19 protein-coding genes are annotated in these 18,354 nt (G+C 71.1%); 11 read left to right on the top strand and 8 right to left on the bottom strand.

What is annotated here, in order from left to right; all coding sequences use genetic code 11:
* Positions 1-4: 4 nt before the first annotated feature.
* Positions 5-1,318 carry an exodeoxyribonuclease VII large subunit gene (gene xseA, locus ACN9MP_RS11560; RefSeq protein WP_426320324.1) on the bottom strand — a complete coding sequence of 438 codons (1,314 nt, stop codon included), beginning with the start codon at positions 1,316-1,318 and terminating at the stop codon, positions 5-7.
* Between the two features lie 137 nt (positions 1,319-1,455).
* Here xseA and ACN9MP_RS11555 point away from each other — a divergent pair, with 137 nt between their 5' ends.
* From ACN9MP_RS11555 to ACN9MP_RS11535, 5 genes are all read left to right on the top strand, one after another.
* The gene (locus tag ACN9MP_RS11555) at positions 1,456-2,496 is read left to right on the top strand and encodes a 4-hydroxy-3-methylbut-2-enyl diphosphate reductase (protein WP_426325996.1); all 1,041 of its coding nucleotides are present in this window, start codon (positions 1,456-1,458) and stop codon (positions 2,494-2,496) included.
* Positions 2,493-3,101, top strand: a complete 609-nt coding sequence (locus tag ACN9MP_RS11550; RefSeq protein ID WP_426320322.1) for a DUF6264 family protein — start codon at positions 2,493-2,495, stop codon at positions 3,099-3,101. The genes ACN9MP_RS11555 and ACN9MP_RS11550 overlap by 4 nt, the downstream gene beginning before the upstream one ends.
* Before the next feature lie 124 nt (positions 3,102-3,225).
* Complete coding sequence (locus ACN9MP_RS11545; RefSeq protein ID WP_426320320.1) at positions 3,226-3,765, top strand: sigma-70 family RNA polymerase sigma factor; 540 nt, start codon at positions 3,226-3,228, stop codon at positions 3,763-3,765.
* A complete protein-coding gene (locus ACN9MP_RS11540) occupies positions 3,762-4,475 on the top strand; it encodes a zf-HC2 domain-containing protein (protein WP_426320318.1) in 714 nt (237 codons plus the stop codon). Before ACN9MP_RS11545 ends, ACN9MP_RS11540 begins: the two co-directional genes overlap by 4 nt.
* A gap of 38 nt (positions 4,476-4,513) precedes the next feature.
* A complete protein-coding gene (locus tag ACN9MP_RS11535; protein WP_426320316.1) occupies positions 4,514-5,065 on the top strand; it encodes an MOSC domain-containing protein in 552 nt (183 codons plus the stop codon).
* Between the two features lie 71 nt (positions 5,066-5,136).
* Here the strand turns inward: ACN9MP_RS11535 and ACN9MP_RS11530 are convergent, their stop codons facing one another.
* Together ACN9MP_RS11530 and fbaA are read right to left on the bottom strand one after the other, a co-directional pair.
* On the bottom strand, positions 5,137-6,864 hold the full coding sequence (locus tag ACN9MP_RS11530; RefSeq protein ID WP_426320314.1) for a DUF222 domain-containing protein: 1,728 nt from the start codon (positions 6,862-6,864) through the stop codon (positions 5,137-5,139).
* Between the two features lie 99 nt (positions 6,865-6,963).
* Positions 6,964-7,995 carry a class II fructose-bisphosphate aldolase gene (fbaA, locus tag ACN9MP_RS11525; RefSeq protein WP_426320313.1) on the bottom strand — a complete coding sequence of 344 codons (1,032 nt, stop codon included), beginning with the start codon at positions 7,993-7,995 and terminating at the stop codon, positions 6,964-6,966.
* A 215-nt stretch (positions 7,996-8,210) separates the two neighbouring features.
* Here fbaA and glpX point away from each other — a divergent pair, with 215 nt between their 5' ends.
* Complete coding sequence (glpX, locus tag ACN9MP_RS11520; RefSeq protein ID WP_426320311.1) at positions 8,211-9,200, top strand: class II fructose-bisphosphatase; 990 nt, start codon at positions 8,211-8,213, stop codon at positions 9,198-9,200.
* Between the two features lie 135 nt (positions 9,201-9,335).
* Positions 9,336-9,548 (top strand): UDP-N-acetylmuramyl pentapeptide phosphotransferase, encoded by a 213-nt coding sequence (locus ACN9MP_RS11515; RefSeq protein WP_426320309.1) that lies wholly within the window; start codon positions 9,336-9,338, stop codon positions 9,546-9,548.
* Positions 9,549-9,596: 48 nt separating this feature from the next.
* On the opposite strand, the gene ACN9MP_RS11510 is transcribed toward ACN9MP_RS11515, so the two are convergent.
* The 3 genes from ACN9MP_RS11510 to ACN9MP_RS11500 all read right to left on the bottom strand — a co-directional run bounded on the left by ACN9MP_RS11510 (position 9,597) and on the right by ACN9MP_RS11500 (position 12,460).
* Positions 9,597-10,910 carry a DNA recombination protein RmuC gene (locus ACN9MP_RS11510; RefSeq protein WP_426320307.1) on the bottom strand — a complete coding sequence of 438 codons (1,314 nt, stop codon included), beginning with the start codon at positions 10,908-10,910 and terminating at the stop codon, positions 9,597-9,599.
* A gap of 59 nt (positions 10,911-10,969) precedes the next feature.
* Positions 10,970-11,572 (bottom strand): 3'-5' exonuclease, encoded by a 603-nt coding sequence (locus tag ACN9MP_RS11505; RefSeq protein ID WP_426320306.1) that lies wholly within the window; start codon positions 11,570-11,572, stop codon positions 10,970-10,972.
* Between the two features lie 231 nt (positions 11,573-11,803).
* Entirely contained in the window at positions 11,804-12,460 is a 657-nt protein-coding gene (locus ACN9MP_RS11500) for an SAM-dependent methyltransferase (RefSeq protein WP_426320304.1), read from the bottom strand.
* 94 nt (positions 12,461-12,554) lie between these two features.
* Here ACN9MP_RS11500 and ychF point away from each other — a divergent pair, with 94 nt between their 5' ends.
* Together ychF and ACN9MP_RS11490 are read left to right on the top strand one after the other, a co-directional pair.
* Positions 12,555-13,628 carry a redox-regulated ATPase YchF gene (ychF, locus tag ACN9MP_RS11495; protein ID WP_426320302.1) on the top strand — a complete coding sequence of 358 codons (1,074 nt, stop codon included), beginning with the start codon at positions 12,555-12,557 and terminating at the stop codon, positions 13,626-13,628.
* 83 nt (positions 13,629-13,711) lie between these two features.
* Complete coding sequence (locus tag ACN9MP_RS11490) at positions 13,712-14,281, top strand: alpha/beta fold hydrolase (RefSeq protein WP_426320300.1); 570 nt, start codon at positions 13,712-13,714, stop codon at positions 14,279-14,281.
* A gap of 12 nt (positions 14,282-14,293) precedes the next feature.
* Here ACN9MP_RS11490 and ACN9MP_RS11485 read toward each other — a convergent pair whose 3' ends face one another.
* The gene (locus ACN9MP_RS11485; RefSeq protein WP_426320298.1) at positions 14,294-15,667 is read right to left on the bottom strand and encodes an NAD(P)-binding protein; all 1,374 of its coding nucleotides are present in this window, start codon (positions 15,665-15,667) and stop codon (positions 14,294-14,296) included.
* Between the two features lie 106 nt (positions 15,668-15,773).
* Here ACN9MP_RS11485 and ACN9MP_RS11480 point away from each other — a divergent pair, with 106 nt between their 5' ends.
* Positions 15,774-16,484 carry a phosphatase PAP2 family protein gene (locus tag ACN9MP_RS11480; RefSeq protein ID WP_426320297.1) on the top strand — a complete coding sequence of 237 codons (711 nt, stop codon included), beginning with the start codon at positions 15,774-15,776 and terminating at the stop codon, positions 16,482-16,484.
* A 64-nt stretch (positions 16,485-16,548) separates the two neighbouring features.
* A complete protein-coding gene (locus ACN9MP_RS11475) occupies positions 16,549-17,349 on the top strand; it encodes a DUF1206 domain-containing protein (protein ID WP_426320295.1) in 801 nt (266 codons plus the stop codon).
* On the opposite strand, the gene ACN9MP_RS11470 is transcribed toward ACN9MP_RS11475, so the two are convergent.
* On the bottom strand, positions 17,334-18,155 hold the full coding sequence (locus tag ACN9MP_RS11470; RefSeq protein ID WP_426320293.1) for a patatin-like phospholipase family protein: 822 nt from the start codon (positions 18,153-18,155) through the stop codon (positions 17,334-17,336). The two genes, ACN9MP_RS11475 and ACN9MP_RS11470, sit on opposite strands and share 16 nt — an antisense overlap.
* Positions 18,156-18,354 lie beyond the last annotated feature (199 nt).

The following is an 18,354-nucleotide window of genomic DNA, read 5'->3' as shown; positions in this document are numbered from 1 at the left end:
CAGTCTAGTTGGGCGCGGCGACGTCGCCTGCCGTGGGTGAGCCCGCACCTTCCGCGATCTCGCCGTCGGAGCGGGCGGCGAAGGAACCCCGCCCCACCGTGACGACGACGGGGGTGGATGCCGGAGCCTGCGCCGCGTCGCGCACGATGACGCCGTCGGACAGGTGCGCGATGGCGTAGCCGCGGGCCAGCGTCGAGGCGGGTGAGAGAGCCCGCAGGGTCGCCCGCAGCTCGCCGGTGCGCTGTTCCTGCACGCGGAGGGACCGGTCGATCCGGTCGCGCCCCCGAGCGGCGAGCAGTTCCACGTCGTGCGCCCGGCTCGTGAGCAGCGTCTCGGGCGCACGCAGCACCGGCCGCGAGCGCAGCTGCTCCAGCTGGGCGATGTCGTGCGAGATCCGCTGCGTGAGTCGTGTGTTCATGCGCGCCCGCAGCTGGCCGACGATCGCCCGCTGCTCGGCGACATCCGGAACGACGCGCTTGGCGGCGTCGGTCGGGGTCGAGGCGCGCAGGTCGGCGACGTCGTCGAGGAGGGGATGGTCGTTCTCGTGCCCGATGGCGCTGACGACGGGAGTGGATGCCGCCGCCACCGCGCGCACCAGGCGCTCGTCGCTGAACCCCAGCAGCGTCTGGGGGTCGCCTCCGCCGCGCGCGATGATGATGACATCGATGTCTGGCGCGGCATCCAGCGCCTTGAGCGCCGCGATCGTCTCGGGCACGCACCGATCGCCCTGCACCGCCGCGTACTTGGTCTGGAATCTCACCCGCGGCCAGCGCAGCTCGGCGTTGCGGTGGACGTCCTTCTCGGCATCCGAGTTCTCGCCGGTGATGAGGCCGATGAGCCGGGGGAGGAACGGCAGCGGCTTCTTGCGCGAGGGATCGAAGAGGCCCTCGGCGCGCAGCTGCACGCGCAGACGCTCCAGACGCTCGAGCTGGTCGCCGAGCCCGACATGCCGCATGGCCGAGACGGCGAAGCTGAAGTCGCCGTTCTTCGGGAAGTAGTCGGCCTTCACGCACGCGATGACGTGATCGCCGACCTTCAGGTCGCCGGGCAGCCGCTCGCGGGTCGACGACCAGATGCGGAACGAGACGGTGGCGTCGGTGGCGAGGTCTTTGAGCCGGCCGAAGACATTGCCACCCCGTTGGTTCCACGCGGTGATCTCGCCTTCGACCCACACAGAGCCCCAGGTCTGCACGAACCCGCGGATCGTCTCGTTGAGCCGCGACACGGAGGTAGGAGCCTGCGGCGTCGAGTCCCGCGGGCGCACCGAGTCCGCCGGGGGCGGCTCGCCGGGGACGGTGGCGGGCTGGAACGTCGTCATGCGGTCCCTCTCGTGGCCGGGGTGGTTCGCGTCCCGCGCGATACCCGCGGAGGCCGCGCTCAGGAGGCCGCCCGTAGAATCGAGGCGTGAGCATCAGCACCGTGGGACAGACCCAGGCGAGTCGGCCCCCTGTGAGCATGCCCGTCCCGCGCATCCCGCGGCGGCGTGAACCGCTCCAGGATATCGCCGGGACCGGACAGAAGCGGGTGCTCCTGGCATCGCCCCGCGGATACTGCGCGGGCGTGGACCGCGCCGTCATCGCCGTCGAGAAGGCGCTCGAGCGCTTCGGTGCTCCGGTGTACGTGCGCAAGCAGATCGTCCACAACATCCACGTCGTAACCGAGCTCGAGAAGAAGGGCGCGATCTTCGTCGAGGAGGTCGACGAGGTGCCCGCGGGCGCCCACGTCGTGTTCAGCGCCCACGGGGTGTCGCCCGCCGTGGTGAATGCGGCATCCGACCGCGGTCTGCGCGCCATCGACGCCACCTGCCCGCTCGTCACCAAGGTGCACCGCGAGGCCGTGCGATTCGCCCGCGACGATTTCGAGATCCTCCTCATCGGTCACGTCGGGCATGAAGAGGTCGAGGGCACTGCGGGCGAGGCGCCCGACCACGTCACGATCGTCAACTCGCCCGACGAGGCCGACCTCATCGAGGTGCGCGATCCGTCGAAGGTCGTGTGGCTGTCGCAGACGACGCTCTCGGTCGACGAGACCATGGAGACCGTGCGGCGGCTGCGGGCCCGGTTCCCCGAGCTTCAGGATCCGCCGTCGGACGACATCTGTTACGCCACGCAGAACCGCCAGGTCGCCATCAAGAAGGTGGCGAAGGACGCCGACCTGGTGATCGTCGTCGGTTCGGCGAACTCGTCGAACAGCGTGCGCCTGGTCGAGGTCGCGCTCGAGTACGGCGCGAAGGCCGCGTACCGCGTGGACTACGCCGACGAGGTCGAGCAGGCCTGGCTCGAGGGCGTCGAGACGGTCGGGGTCACGAGCGGCGCCTCGGTGCCGGAGGTGCTGGTGCAGCAGGTGCTCGACGATCTGGCGGCCGCAGGCTACCGCGACGTCGAGGAGGTGCGCACGGCGGAGGAGGACCTGATGTTCTCCCTGCCGAAGGAGCTGCGCCAGGATGCCGCGGGCAAGCGCGACGACCGGGCGCTCGGCGGCCGGGCACGCGCATGACCGACGCCTCCGCTGGATCGCGCCCGCCGGGGCAGGAGCCGCCGCAGCCCGGAGCGCACGGTCCGGATCCCTCGCGTCCGCGCCCCCAGTACGGTGAGTACGCCACACCGGAGGAGCAGCGCGCGCGCATCCAGGAGCCTCCTCCCTCGCGGACGCAGCCGCCGGCGCCCGTCATGACCGATGCGCCGGGCTCCGGCATCCCGTCGCCGCCTCCCGGCGCTGCCGGCAAACCCCGCCCGGTCGACCGCATCGTGACGTTCGCGCTTCTCGCCTACGGTCTCGTCAACGTCATCTCGTCCGTCACGGCGATGGCCGACTACGGCTCCTACGCCGAGACGATGCTCACGATGCTCGGTGTCGATGCGCAGCTCTCCGATCCCGCGGCCGGCAGGCCGTGGGGCATCGCCGCCGCGGTCGTGCTCGCGATCGGCTGGTGCGCGACGGCCGCGGTGTCGCTGTGGAGCATGCGCCGCGGGCGCCTGACCTGGTGGATCCCGCTCGCCGCGGGCATCGTCTTCACCTTCGTCGCCGGCACGCTCATGCTCATTCCGCTCGTGAACGACCCGGTGGTGTGGAATGCGATCGTCAGCAGCGTGAACGGCTGACCAGGGGTGCCACGCCCGTGTCGCGGGCGGCCGCGGGTGCATACTCGTCGGTGACGGCGCGGGGCGGCGCGATCCACCTGAACCTGCAGGCGGCGCACCTCGTGTCTCCTGCGGGAGGTGACGGATGCCGCACGACAGCGTGGAGCGACGCGACAGGGCCGCGAGCCGCGACGCCGCGCGGCTGGCCGCACTGTACGACGAGCACGCGGGGCCGGTCTGGCGCTATGTCGTGCATTTGACCGGCGACCGTGCCGGGGCCGACGACATCGTGCAGGAGACGCTGCTGAGGGCGTGGCGGACGCCGAAGATCCTGGAGCAGGAACCGTCGACGACCCGCTCGTGGATGTTCACGGTCGCTCGCCACCTCGTCATCGACGAGGCGCGCAGCGCCCGGCGGCGCCGCGAGATCGGCGTCGCGGAGGTGCCGGAGCGCACCGCGTCGGATGGGACGGATGCGCTGTTCGAGGCGATCCTGGTCGAGGAGGCGCTCGCGGGACTCACCATCGAGCATCGGGCCGTCGTGGTGCGCGCCTACTACCGCGGGCTCTCCGTCGCAGAGATGGCGGACGAGCTCGAGATCCCGGAGGGCACCGTCAAGTCGCGGCTGCACTACGGGCTGCGGGCCCTCCGCCTCGGCTTGCAGGAGAAGGGGGTGACGCGATGAAGACGGACCACGCGCAGTTCGCCGAGTGGGACGCCGCGTACGTCGTGCGCTCTCTCAGCCCGGACGACCGCCGCCTCTACGAGGCGCATCTCGACGAGTGCCGCACCTGCCGCGAGGCGATCGCGGGGCTGGCGCCTACGCTCGGGCTGCTCTCACGCGTGACCGGCGACCGTGCCGAGGCGCTTCTCGAGCCGGGCGAGACTGCCGGTCCCGATCCGTCGGGGAGGGAGCGCGTGGTCGCCCGGGGCAGGCGCGAAGCGCGCCGCGGCCGGGCGGTCGCGTGGGCCGGTGGTCTCGCCGCCGCTGCGGTGCTCGCCGTCCTGGTCGCGTTCGGCGTGGCGACCGCCACCGCACCCGCCACGCCTCCGGAGGAGATCGTCGCGCTCCAGGCGGTGACCGACGTGCCGTTGACGGCGAAGGTCGAGCTCACCGAGGTCGCGTGGGGCACGCGTATCCAGATGACGTGCCACTATCCGCCGAGCCGAGACCCGTACGCCGCCGACCAGGAATGGCCGTACGTGCTGGTCGTCACATCAACGGACGGGGTCACCAGCGAGCTGTCGTCGTGGCGCGCGGGGCCTGGGACGACGGCCCGCCTCGACGCCGGCACCGCCCTCGATCGCGCGGAGATCGCCTCGATAGAGGTCCGTGCCGTACAGGACGGCCGCGTGCTCCTGCGCGGCGAGGTCGGCGGGGATCCGGGGGAGTGACCACCGTCGCGCGGTTGCCGCGTGGCTAGGATGAGCGGATGCCACGCCTCCTCGCCGTCTGCGCAGTCCGACAGCTCCGGCCGGACGCGGGCTACAACGGGGTGACGGCGATCGACAAGCGCCCGATCGAGGGTGCGGTGCGGATCGGACCGTACGGCGTGCGGGCCGATGTGCAGGCAGACCGCAAGCACCACGGCGGTCTCGACAAGGCCCTGTACGCCTACGCGCAGGAGGACGCCGCGTTCTGGGAGGCGGAGCTCGGCCGCGAGCTGCCGCCCGGCTGGTTCGGCGAGAACCTGCGGATCGAAGGGCTGGACGTCAACGCGGCCCTCATCGGAGAGCGCTGGCGGATCGGGGCGCGGATGGAGGTCGAGGTCACGATGCCGCGGACCCCCTGCCAGACGTTCGCTCGCTGGGTCGGCGGGTCGGATGCCCGCGGGTGGGTCAGGCGGTTCTCGAGCGAGCGCCGGCTCGGCCCGTACCTGCGGGTCCTTCGCGGGGGAACCGTGAGGGCGGGCGACGAGATCGTCGTTGTGAATCGCCCCGCGGGCGCCCCCGGGCTGCTCGACCGCTACACCGACCCTGAGTAGCGCTGCGCGCGGAGCCGGCACGGGCGGTGCTGGCACGGGGGGAGGCGCGGGGCGGCCGACGTGAATGTTCATCAGAACGGTGCCTCGCCGTCGTACGTGGCGGAGAGAAGCCGGTCGAAGACGCGGGAGGGGACGAACTGCACGGTGGAGACCGGTTTGTCGACGTAGCGGCGCTGGGTTGGGCTGATCCATTCCAGGGCGCCCCCGCCGAGTTGCCTGACGCGCCAGGCGGTGGCGTGCTTGAGGGTGTGGTGTCGTCGGCAGAGGTGGGCGAGGTTGTCGTCGGCGGTGTGACCACCGATGGCGCGGTCGATGGTGTGGTCGATGTCCGATCGCGAGGGCCGGCGGGGGCATCCGGGGAATCGGCAGCGTTGATCCCGGGCGCGGAGGAATCTTCGCAGCGCGGCGTTCGGTCGGTATCGGTCGACGGCCAGGGGGAGTCCGCTGTGCGGGTGGTACATCACCCTGTCCCAACCGGTGGCGCCCGCGGCGAGCACGCACGCGGTCTCACGGTCGATCGGCCCGTACCCGGCCAGCAGGGCGGGCTCGTCCCCCTTCCCGGCCGCGGTGAGCACGGGGATCGTGATCTGCACCTCGGCGCGGATGGCGGCCAGCGCGCCCTCCTGGCCGTGGCCGGCGGGTGTGCCGGTGAGGATCAGGTCGGCGAACAGGTCGGCGCGGAGCTCGTCCAGCGATCGCTCATCGTTGTGCGGGCCGGTGGTCACCGGCGGCCGGCATTGCGCGAGGTCGGCAGGGAGGTCTGTGACAGCGTCCGGGGCGTCTGCGGGCGAGGGTTCGGCGTCGTCGGGAGGCTCCGCCGCGGTGTCCGCGGTGTCCGCGGTGACCGCGGTGTCTGTCGCGGCAGCTGCAAGCTCCGCGTCGGCAGTGTCTGTCGCGCTGGTCAGGGCAGCTGCCGGCTTCGCATCCGCACCGCCGGTCGCGCTGGTCGTGGCAGCGATTGCGTCCGCGGCCGTGATCTCCGCGGCTGTCATCTGCGCGGCCGCTGTTACCTCGGCGGCTCGCTCGGCGTCGCGTTCGGCTTCGGCCATTCGGGTGAGCCGGTCGTAGATGGCGTGCGCGAGCACGGCGGGAAGCTCGGCGAGCAGCCGAGCCATGCCGTCCTCGAGGTCGATCACCCGGATGCGGCGGGCTCCGGCCGCGCGGCGCCGCAGCTCCTCCGCCAGTTCCGGATCGATGCGCGCCGCGACCACCCGGGCGATGGCGCGCAGACGATGCGGGGTCTCGAACCGGGCCGCCTCCAGCACGATCCGCTCGTACTGTTCACGCATCAGCAGGTCGCCGATGACCGCCCCCGCGTCGACGATCGCGGTCGCATGCCCGAGGTCGATACGCCCCTGGCTCAGCGCCGCGAACGTCGCCTCGAAGCCCTCGCGGAGCGTGCTGGCAGCAGACATCCGCGCCTGCACCGTGCGGTCGCTCAGGCGCATCGCGGCGCCCAGCTCGGCGGCGACCTCCCGCAGCGGCAGGTCGTGCGGGCTCTTCCGGCCGGCAGCTCGTCGCGCCTGTTCCCGGGCGCGGACGATGTCGGCGGCATCCGTCAACAACCGCGCCTCCACCGCCTGCAGCCGCGCGATCCGAGCACGCGTGGACTGCACCTCGGCGACGACGCGCTCGAGCGCACCCCAGGTCGCGTCGTCGGTGTCGACCCGCTGGCCCATGATGCTCCCGCTGAACAGCACCCCGAGGGGTGCGACGGAAGACCGAACGAAGTGGGCACGAGCTCGATCTCTTAACCAGAGCCTAGAACCACCCTCCGACATCGCCGCGGTCGCGGCCATGCCTGAGCGCTCGCACACGCTCAGCTGCACTCGGGACGCACGAATGCCCCGACCCCGGCTGCGAGGCGGCCGGGCCGAGGCATCCGTGAATACCGCGCGTTACGCGCCGAGGCTCTTGCCGGCCGAGCCGAGCTGCTGGGTGGCCTCCACCACGCGGGCGGCCATCGCCGACTCGGCGATCTTGCCCCAGGCGCGCGGGTCGTAGGCCTTCTTGTTGCCCACCTCGCCGTCGACCTTCAGCACCCCGTCGTAGTTCTGGAACATGAAGCCCGCGACCGCGCGGGTGAACGCGTACTGGGTATCGGTGTCGATGTTCATCTTCACGACGCCGTTGGCGACGGCGAGAGCGATCTCCTCGTCGGTCGAGCCGCTGCCGCCGTGGAAGACGAGGTCGAGCGGCTTGGGGCCGGTGCCGAACCTGGCCGCGATGCCCTCCTGGATCTCGCCGAGCAGCTCGGGTCGGAGCTTGACGTTGCCGGGCTTGTAGACGCCGTGCACGTTGCCGAACGTCAGGGCGGAGATGTAGCGGCCGTTCTCGCCGAGACCGAGCGCCTCCACGGCCTTGGTCACGTCGGCGACCGTCGTGTACAGCGCCTCGTTGGAGCCCTCGTGCTGCACGCCGTCCTCTTCGCCGCCCACGACGCCGATCTCGACCTCGAGGATGGCGTTGATGTTCTTCAGGCGGGGGAGCAGGTCCTTCGCGATCTCGATGTTCTCGTCGAGCGGGACCGCCGAGCCGTCCCACATGTGCGACTGGAAGATGGGGTTGCGGCCGGCTTTCACCTCTTCCTCCGACGCCTCGATGAGCGGCAGCACGAAGTCGGCGAGCGCGGGCTTGGGGCAGTGGTCGGTGTGGAGGGCGACCGTGATCGGGTAGCTCTTGGCGACCTCGGTCGCGAACTTCGCGAAGGCGAGGGCGCCTGTGGCGCGAGCCTTGACGGTGTGGCCGGCGAAGTAGTCGGCGCCACCGGTCGTGACCTGGATGATGCCGTCGGAGCCTGCTTCGGTCAGACCCTGCAGCACGGCGTTGATCGACTGCGAGCTGGCGACGTTGATCGCCGGATACGCGAAGCCACCGGCCTTCGCGCGGTCCAGCATGTCGGCGTACTGCTCGGGGGTGGCGACGGGCATGAGTGCTCCTCTGTCTGCCTTGGGCTCAAGGCTGTGTGATCGATGCGGGCGTCACGGCAAACTCTACCGAAGGGCTGGGATGACGCGACGGATGCCGCCCGCCGACGCCCGCGGGAAACCGACGTCCCTGCGGGTTCGGAAAGAACGGCGAATCCTTCGTGGCGCGGGACGTGAAATTTCGGGGGAGGGGACGACAGTCTGAGTAGGCTGACCGCATGGTGAGCCTGACCGCGGATATGAGCCCCCTCCACCCCGACCGCAACCTCGCGCTGGAGCTCGTCCGCGCGACGGAAGCGGCGGCGATCCGGGCGGTGCCCTTCATCGGCCGAGGGGCGAAGGAGGCGGCGGACGGCGCCGCCGTCGACGCCATGCGGGCCTTCTTCACCACCGTCAACTTCGACGGCACCATCGTCATCGGCGAGGGCGAGAAGGACGAGGCGCCGATGCTCTTCAACGGTGAGCGCGTCGGCAACGGCCGCGGGCCGCGGGCGGACGTCGCCGTCGACCCGATCGACGGGACCTCGCTGACAGCCGCGGGCCGTAACAACGCGCTGTCGGTCATCGCCGTCTCGGATCACGGCACGATGCTCGACGCTTCCGGGGTGTTCTACATGGACAAGCTCGTGACCGGTCCGGCGGGAGTGGGAGTGGTCGACATCCGGCTCCCCATCGGGGAGAACATCCGCCGGCTGGCCAAGGCCCTCGGCAAGCCCGTCGACGAGCTCGTCGTGTCGGTGCTGCACCGGCCGCGGCACGAGCAGCTGATCGAGGAGATCCGCGAGGCGGGCGCCGGCACGCGGCTGATGAGCGACGGCGATGTCGCCGGAGGCATCAACGCCGCCCGGCACAACGCGCGGACCGACATGTGCGTCGGAGTGGGAGGCAGCCCCGAGGGCATCGTAACGGCCTGCGCGATCAAGGCGCTGGGTGGCCACATCCAAGGGCGGCTCTGGCCTCGCGACGACGATGAGAAGCAGCGCGGGATCGACGCCGGGCTGAAGCTCGACGGCCACGTCTACGAGGCCGACGAGCTGGTCAAGGGGAACAACACGATCTTCGTCGCGACCGGCGTCACCGACGGTGCGCTCGTGGCCGGCGTCCGCCGCGAAGGCGCGTACCTGTACACCGAGAGCGTGGTGCTCCGCGGCGCCTCAGGCACCCTGCGCCGCATCTCCTCGGAGCACCTCGTCTCGAAGTGGCTCTGATCCCGCGCAGCATCCGCATGTGCGACACGTGACCGCGCCGTGACCCGTTCGTGATCCCTCGTCCGGGGAACTCTGGCACAATCGGGTGTGGTGTCGATGGGGACACGTTGGTGTTTCCTACGCGAGGAGTGGACGATGTCTGCGCAGTCAGCCGATCCTGCGTCGCCCCAGACGGGCGCGCACGCGGTGGTCGCCAACGCGATCGATCCCGCCCGCCGACCCGATGTGCTGCTGCGGGTTCGTCGCGACGAGGGGCACGAGATCAGCGCGTGGTGGATGGTCGGCGCCTTCGTCGGTGTCTCGGCGGCGGTCATCGTGCTGCTGAGCTTCGTTCCCGGCGGCGCCTGAGAGCCTCCGTACACGGCCGGCTCCGCGCTCGGCGGACCGCCGGAGCGCTCAGTCGGGCGATGTGATCCGTGCGCGGACCTCGCCCAGCTCGGCGGTCGCCGTCGGTGACGACTCCGACACGTCGTCGATGCCTGCGAGAGTCTCATCGAGGAGCTCCGGTGCGGTGAGCCGCCGCGGGCTCTTCTCGACGGTGGGCGGCGCGCTCACCGCGTCGAGCTTGGTCGCATCGATGCCGGGGAACTTGCGCGCGCTGACGAGCACGCGAGTCTCGAGCGAGCCGGCGAACCGGTTGTAGCTGTCGACCGTCCGCTCGATGGCGCGGCGCAGATCGTCGGCGTGCGACGCGAGCGACCCGAGGCGCTCGTACAGCTGGTTGCCGAGATCGAACAGCGCGCGCGCCTCTTGCGAGACGTCCTGCTGGGTCCAGGTGTACGCGACCGTCTTGAGCACGGCCCACAGGTTGACCGGCGAGGCGAGCGCCACCCGCTTGCCGAACGCGTAGTCGAGCAGCGCCGGGTCCTCTTCGAGCGCGGCGGCGAGCAGCGATTCGCTCGGCACGAAGCACACCACGAACTCGGGGCTCGACGACAGACCGGCCCAGTAGGTCTTGCGGGCCAGGGCGTCGACGTGGGCGCGCACGGCCTTCACGTGCTTGTCGAGCAGAGACCGCCGCCGCGCCGCCTCGCCGCCCTGTGCCGTCAGCGGGATGGCGCTCGCCTCGAGGAACGCGTCCAGCGGCACCTTCGCGTCGACGGCGATGGCCTTGTCGCCGGGGAGACGTATGACCATGTCGGGACGGCCGGCTCCGGCATCCGTCGCGATCGACGCCTGCAGGTGGAAGTCGACGTGTCGCGTGAGACCGGCGGCCTCGACCACCCGGCGCAGCTGGGTCTCGCCCCAGACGCCGCGGGTGCTTCCGGACTTCAACGCGCTCGCCAGCGATTCGGTGGTCGCCCGCAGCGCCTCGTCGGACTCGTGCGCGCGGCGCAGCTGCTCCGCGAGCGTGCCGAACTGCGTGTGCCGGTCGCGCTCGAGCTCATCGACCTTGGTGTGCATCGCGGCCAGCGTCTCCTGCACCGGGGCGAGGGCCCGCAGCACCGACTGCTCGCGCCGCTCGCGCTCCTCGCGGGCCGCCTGGTCGTGACGCGCCTGACTCGCGAGCTCGCGATAGAGCAGCTGCTGGTGGTCGAGCTGGGCCTGAACCCCCTCGCGCGCCGCGTCGGAGGCCGCCAGTCGTGCCGTGAGGGCGGCGTGTTCGCGTGCGGCGCGGGCGGCGCCGCGCGCGAGGCCTGCCGCCCACCCCGCGACGGCCCCGACGAGCAGGGAGACGATCACCACCGCACTGATCACGACTGCGTCCATGGCTCCAGGGTGCCCGACCCTTCCGACATCGCCTCGGCGCCGTGCCGCGGCATCCGTCCTCAGGCGATCGCGAACGACTCGGCGTGAGTGTCGGCGACCGAGATCTGCGAGACCCGCACACCGACCGCATTCGCGAGGGTCTCGATGTCGTCCGCTCCCACGCGGCGCGCGGCATCGACCATCACGTGCGCGCACGCCATGGCGTCGGCGGTGGCGTTGTGATGGGGGAAGTCGGCGAAGCCCGCCTCGGCGGCGACGAACGGCAGCCGGTACGACTCCAACCGGTAGACCCTCCGGGCCACCTGCAGGCTGCAGGCGTAGCGGTACGGCGGGCAGTCGTCGCCGGTGGCGTCGCACGCGCGCTTGAGCACCGCCATGTCGAACCCGGCGTTGTGGGCGACGAGGATGTCGGCGCCGGCGAAGGCGATGATGTCGGCGAGCTGGTCGCTCCACGTGGCTGCGCCGGCGACGTGCTCGGGCTGGATTCCGTGGATGCGGATGTTCAGCTCGAAGAAGACGTCATGTCCGGCCGGGGGACGGATGAGCCAGCCCGTCTTCTCGACGATCCGTCCGTCGCGCACCCGCACGAGCCCCACCGCGCAGGCGGAGGCGTTGCTGGAGTTCGCCGTCTCGAAGTCGATCGCGGTGAAATCCAGTGGCACGGATCCAGACTCGCCTGCGCCCGGCCCGACCGGCCGGAGGCGCGCCGTGCGACGGCCTCGACGCAGGCTCGGACCATGGCCAGTCGCGAGGAGATGTCGCTGTCGTTCGGCTCCGCCGCCGGCGTCTACGAGTCCGGGCGGCCCGACTATCCGCGCGAGGCGGTCGACTGGATGCTCGCGCCCGTGGGAACCGGCCGCGCGCCGCGACGAGTCCGATCCGCGGGTCGACCGTTACGCGCGCACCGCGCCGACGATGTGCCAGAGCCCGCTGCGCTCGCGGTACCGCGGCGCGAATCCCTGGCCGGTGAGCACGGCCTCCATGGCACGCGGATCGTGCGCGAAGGACCGGTAGGGGTTGCCGGTGAGCGTGTAGAGCGCGTTGATCGACCGGGCGGCGACGCGCGTCCAGAGACCGTTGCCCGGATGGCTGAAGACCACGGCGCGCCTTCCGTGCTGGGCGGCGGCGCCCAGCAGGCGGCGATAGTCGGGATAGCAGCAGACGACGCGGTGCAGCACCACGATGTCCGCCGGGTGGACGGCGTCAGGGGTGCCGGCGAGGTCGACGCCGAGCACACGCGTGGCCCGGCCTCGCAAGCCGGCTTCGTCCAGCAGCCGGATCGCCTCCGGCTCGTACGCGGAGGAGAGCTCGACATTGGTGGTGTGCACAGCGCCCCGCTTCAGCGCCTCGAGCTGGATGTCGCCGATGCCGCCGCCGATCTCGAGGACGGAGGCGCCCGTGAGGCCGACGGAGTCGGCGAACTCCAGGACGAGCTGAGCGCTCGGCGTGAGTCCGTCACGTCGGTAGTCCCGCGCGAGACGACGGGCGAACCGGTCGTCGAACTCACGGTCGTAGCCGTCGGGCGGGCGCGGTGCGCAGCACTCGTCCACGCGCCCAGTATCGCGCGGCCCCGGGCCCCGGGCAACGGCGGGCGCAGACGTGGCCGCGGGGCGCGGCATCCATCCCCCTCTAGACTGGATGCCCGTGGCTCTCACCATCGGAATCGTCGGTCTCCCGAACGTCGGCAAGTCGACCCTCTTCAACGCCCTGACCAAGAACCAGGTGCTCGCGGCGAACTACCCGTTCGCGACGATCGAGCCCAACATCGGCGTGGTCAATCTGCCCGACCCCCGGCTCGAGAAGCTCGCCGAGATCTTCCACTCCGAGCGGATCCTGCCCGCCGCCGTGTCGTTCGTCGACATCGCCGGCATCGTGCGCGGCGCGTCGGAGGGCGAAGGTCTCGGCAACAAGTTCCTCGCGAACATCCGCGAGGCCGACGCCATCGCCCAGGTGGTGCGCGGGTTCGCCGACGACGACGTCGTGCACGTCGAGGGAGCGGTCGACCCCCGCAGCGACATGGAGACCATCAACGCCGAGCTCCAGCTGGCAGACCTCGAGACGCTCGAGCGCGCGATCACGCGGTACGAGAAGGAGGTCAAGGGCAGGAAGCTCGACCCCTCCGTGCTGGCCGCGGCCGTCGAGGCGCGCGACGCGCTGCAGCGTGGTGAGCTGCTCTCGGCGTCGAAGGTCGACCTGTCGCCGATCAAGGAGCTCGGACTCCTGACCGCGAAGCCCTTCATCTTCGTCTTCAACGTCGACGAGGCGGTGCTGACGGATGCTGCCCGCAAGGCGGAGCTCGCGGCACTCGTCGCGCCCGCCCAGGCCGTGTTCCTCGACGCGAAGATCGAGTCGGAGCTGATCGATCTCGACCCCGACGACGCGGCCGAGCTGCTCGCTTCGACGGGGCAGGACGAGTCCGGGCTCGACCAGCTCGCGCGCATCGGCTTCGACACGCTGGGCCTGCAGACCTACCTCACGGCGGGTCCCAAGGAGGCACGCGCCTGGACCATCGGCAAGGGATGGAAGGCGCCCCAGGCGGCGGGTGTCATCCACACCGACTTCGAGAAGGGCTTCATCAAGGCGGAGGTCATCTCGTTCGACGATCTCGTCGAGACGGGGTCCGTCGTCGAGGCCCGTTCGAAGGGCAAGGCCCGCCTCGAGGGCAAGGACTACGTCATGCAGGACGGCGACGTCGTGGAGTTCCGCTTCAACGTCTGAGGCCATCCCGCCCCGCCGATGTTCTCGTGGGGCGACGCATCCTCCCGATACCCATTCCACGCACCCCGCGAGAGGACAGCGCCATGACCGATACCCGGATCTTCGAGCCCGAAGGCCGCGCCATCCCCTACGTCGAAGAGGGTGACGGCCCGGTGAAGCTGGTGCTCATCCCGGAGCCCGGCCAGGGGAACGACGCGCTGGCCGTCGTGGCGCACTACCTCGCCGAGGAGGCGGGCTTCCACGTCGTGCGGATCGGCCACCGCGCCGATTCCTCGGACGCAGGGCTCGGCATCCGCGTCGACGACCTCGCGGCCGTCATGGACCATCTCGGATTCGGGCACGCCTGGATCGGCGGACACGGCTTCGGCGGCACGGTCGCGCGTGCAGCAGTGGCCGCGCACCCGGAGCGCGCCGGCGGACTGCTGCTGCTCGGAGTCGAGGATGTCGACGTCCCCCTGGCGCCGGTGCTCCCGGTGCTGATCATCCAGGGAGCCGACGACGAGATCACCCCCGCCGCGAATGGCGAGCGACTTGCCGCCGCTGCGCCCGGTCGTGCCAGTGTCAAGACGCTCCCCGGCGCCGGTCATCTCTTCCCGCTGACGCACGTCTTCGAGACGGCGGTCAACATCGAGGAGTATCTCGACTGGGACTGAGTGACGCGCCGGTCAGGCGCGCGCCGCGTACTCCGCCAGCCGCGCACGTCCGGGGGCGATCCACTCCTTCAGTCGCGATCTTGCGGCGACGACCGCGGGGTCGTCGGCACGGTCCTCGGGGATCCGCGACGGGTTGAGCCTGGTGGTGTTGGCCCACTCACGCAGATCGGGGTCGCGCGTCAGCGCGAGGGAGGCGTCTCCGCCGATCACCTGCATCGTCGCCCAGTCGCCCGGCGTGTCCGAGTAGGGGGAGGGCTGACACACCCGGTTCTTCTCGGCGTCGTCGTCGCGGGTGGCCTCCACGTAGCCGGTGAGCGCGGCACCGAAGCAGGGGAAGCCGACCCGCACCGGCTGCGGCGTGATCGCCTCCGCGCTCCAGATCGGGCGCAGGCCCGGGTACTTCAGCCCTTCGGCGGCGCAATGGACGACGAGCGTGCCGCCCGGCACCCGCACCTCGCCGTCGTCGAGCACCAGGCGGGTGGGCGTCACGGCGCGAAGATGACCGAGGCGGACCACATCCTCGATCGTTCGGGCGAGCTCGAGCTCCCAGGTGGCGAGCGTCGGGGTCTTCGCCATGGTCGGCGTCACCGCGGTGTCGAAGCGCAGCATGATCCCTGCCTCTTCCATGCGGAGGAAGACGTCGTCGGCCGAGGTGGACTCCGCGGCGGCGGCCATGGTGTCGGCGGCCATGCCGAGGAAGACCGCAGGGTCGGGCTGCACCACGGCGCGGTTGAGCAGCCACGGGTCGCGCGGCCGCACCCAGGTGATCGCGTCGGGAGAGACGCCGTTGTGGAGCAGCCAGACGCACGTGTCGGTCGCCGTCTTGCCGGCACCCACGATGACGTAGTGCGCGGGCGCCTGCGCGATGCGCACGAGTTCGTTGACGGCGACGACCTGAGCGCCGTCCTCGACGGCGAACGGCGGCGGAGTGAGGAGGGGGATGTCGGGCGAGAGGTAGCGGGCGTCGACGACGCGCGCCCGGGGAGCGTGGAACCGTCTGCCGCTCAGCAGCGACACGAACCGGCGGTCACCGAGATACTCCGTGCGACCGTGGAAGACGACCCGCCCTGTCCTCACCAGGTGTGCGAGAACGCGCGCGTAGTACTCCGTCACCTCGGCAGCTCGCGCGCGTTCGTGCAGCCCACGTTCCGGTCCCTCGGACTGCACGCGGCCGCCGCCCAGGAGCGTCGAGGCGACCCCGTAGAAGGCGGATGCCTGGTGCAACCGCACGAACCCGTACGCGTCCAGCCAATGACCCCCGGGCCCATGGCGGCGGTCCACGACCGCCACGGACACGTCGGCGTGAGCGGTGAGGGCGTCGACGAACGCCATGCCCATCGCCCCCGCCCCGACTACCAGATAGTCGACGTCGACGATCGACTCCATGCGCTCATCAGAGCAGCGCACGTCCGGCACGTCAATGGCCCTACGACAACAGGACCGCTGTCGGCAAGAGGGGGCGCGCGAGTCGCGCCTCGTCCACAATGGTGCCGTGGGCCACAACGACGAACCCCCGGGTACCGGCGCGCCGCTTGCCGCGCCGCCCGACACGACCCTTCCGCATCCCGATCCCCACCGCGCGACCGTCCTGGTCATCGGGGTGGTGGCCACCGTCCTGTTCGTCGTGCTGCGCTTCGTGGTGGCGCTGGGCGGACACGATCCTCTTCCCGCCGACGTCTGGTGGGACGACGTCATGCTCGCGGGACTGAACGACGTGGGGCTGGTGATCGCGTGGGTGCCGTCCATCGTCGGCGGCGTGATCGGAGCCCCCGTGGTCGGAATCCTTCTCGTTCTCGCCTTCCTTTGGCGAAGGCGGTGGTGGGATGCAGCGACCCTCGCGGCCGCCATCATCACCGTGACCGCGATCGGCGCCCCGATGGCCGCGATCATCGCGCGCGTACGGCCGTCGGAGTCACTCGCCGAAAGCGTGGCGACCTCGTTCCCGTCCGGTCACACCGCTGTGGCGACGACCATGGCCATCACGCTGGGGCTGCTGCTGCGTCGCTGGTACGTGTGGACGATCGGGGCGGTCTGGGTCGTCTGGATGATGTGGAGCCGCACCTACCTCCACGCGCACTGGGCGAGCGACGTGCTCGCGGGGCTGCTGGAGGGCATCGCGGTGGCGTGCTTGGTGTGGAGCGCGATGCAGGCCTTCCGCATACGGAGGGCCATGAGGGCCTCGCCCGCGGATCCCGGCGCCTGAGCACAGTTCCCGGCCGGATTGCAAGCCCTCATCCTGCGGCTTCGCGCGGCGATACGCTTCGCGAATGACCACTGCGAAGAACGCGGCGCGGGCGGCGACGGAGTCGCCCGCGTTCCGCACCATCGCCCGCATCGGCTACGTCGTGCTGGGCATCGTGCACATCGTCATCGGCTTCATCGCCATCTCGGTCGCCACCGGCGGCGGCGGAGAGGCCGATCAGGGCGGCGCCATGGAGGCGATCCGCAGCACTCCCCTCGGGGTGTTCCTCCTCTGGGCGATCGCCATCGGCCTCGCCGCGCTCGCCGTGTGGCAGGTGGCGCAGGCGTTCCTCGAACGCAACCCCGACACCAAGAAGAAGTGGGGCTACCGCATCAAGTACATCGGGACGGCGGTCGCGTACCTCGCCATCGCCTTCACCGCGCTCGTGTACGCACTGGGCGGCAACTCGGACTCCTCCCAGTCGTCGCAGACCTTCAGCGCCCGGCTCATGAGCAGCGGGGGCGGCATCTTCCTGCTCGTGCTCATCGGCCTCATCATCTTCGCCGTAGGCGTCGCCTTCGTCGTGCGCGGAGCCACCCGATCGTTCGAGAAGCACCTCGACCTGCCGGCCGGCGTCGCGCGCAAGGGCATCGTCACCTTCGGCGTGGTCGGCTACATCGCGAAGGGGATCGCGGTCGCTGCGGCGGGCGCGCTGTTCGTCGTCGCGGCCCTGACGCACGACCCGCAGACCGCCGGAGGGCTGGATGCTGGCCTCCACACGCTCGCCGGACTGCCCTTCGGCGAGGTCATCCTGTGGGTGGTCGCAGCGGGCCTCATCATCTACGGCGTCTTCTGCTTCGCCCGCGCGCGCTACGCCCGCATGTGATCGCCTGACACGTGCCGGCGGGTCGCCCCTTCGGTCACCTCGCCGGCCGTCGCGACCGCCGCATCGCGCTCGCGCTCCGCCGCAGCATCCAACGCCGCCGTCGCCGCCCGGCGACCCTCGGCGATGAGGCGGGGCACATCGGTCATCGTCCATTGCGCCATGCCCTCCATCTCGGGCTGGACGAGCACGACGGAAGGATCGCGCGCGAGGTCCGCGGTGCGCGTGACGGTGCGCATCATGCGGACGTTCTCCCATCTCGCGTGGAGTCGCACGACGATCAGGCGAGAAGCGCCGAGCGCGCGGGCGGCCTCGACGGGCACGTTGTCGATCATCCCGCCGTCCGCGAGCAGCGCCGACCCGCGGCGGACGGGCGGCAGCAGCCCGGGGACGGCTACCGTCGCGCGAAGCGCGGTGCTCAGCGGTCCCTCGTCGAGGATCACCCCGCGCCGGGTGCGGAGGTCCGTCGCGAAGGCCGCGAAGCGCCGCGGGAGGTCTTCGATGAGCGGGTCTTCGCCCAGTGTGCGCGCGACCGCGTCGACGATGCCGGTCGTGTCGAGCAGACCCCACCGGGGCGTCAGCGACCATCGCGCGATGGCGCTCCACCGGAAGCGGCGAGCGGCCGCCTCGATCGCGTCGGAGCCGAGGCGCGCGGCGTAGGCCGCAGCGACCAGGGCGCCCGAGCTCGTCCCCGTCGCGATGCCCGGCCGGATGCCCCGTTCCTCGAGCACCTGGAGCACGCCGACGTGAGCAGCGCCGAACGCGCCCCCGCCTCCCAGCACGAGCCCCAGTCCCGGTTGATCGCTCACATCCACTCCCGTGCGCGACGCTAGCACCGTGCGGATGAGCGACGACTGTGGATGCCGAAACCCGCACTCGCTGCCGTTGTCGCGATGACGCCGCTGCTCGCGCTGCCGAAACCGTCATTCGCGGCTGCTTCGTTCGGGCGCAACTGCCGGTTTCGACAGCGCGACGCCGCAACCACCGATCGGCGGCAGGGTCATTGAC

This window comes from Microbacterium sp. E-13 (assembly GCF_049912955.1).
In the GTDB taxonomy this organism is placed as follows: Bacteria; Actinomycetota; Actinomycetes; order Actinomycetales; family Microbacteriaceae; genus Microbacterium.
This window is presented reverse-complemented; position numbering and strand designations above follow the sequence as displayed.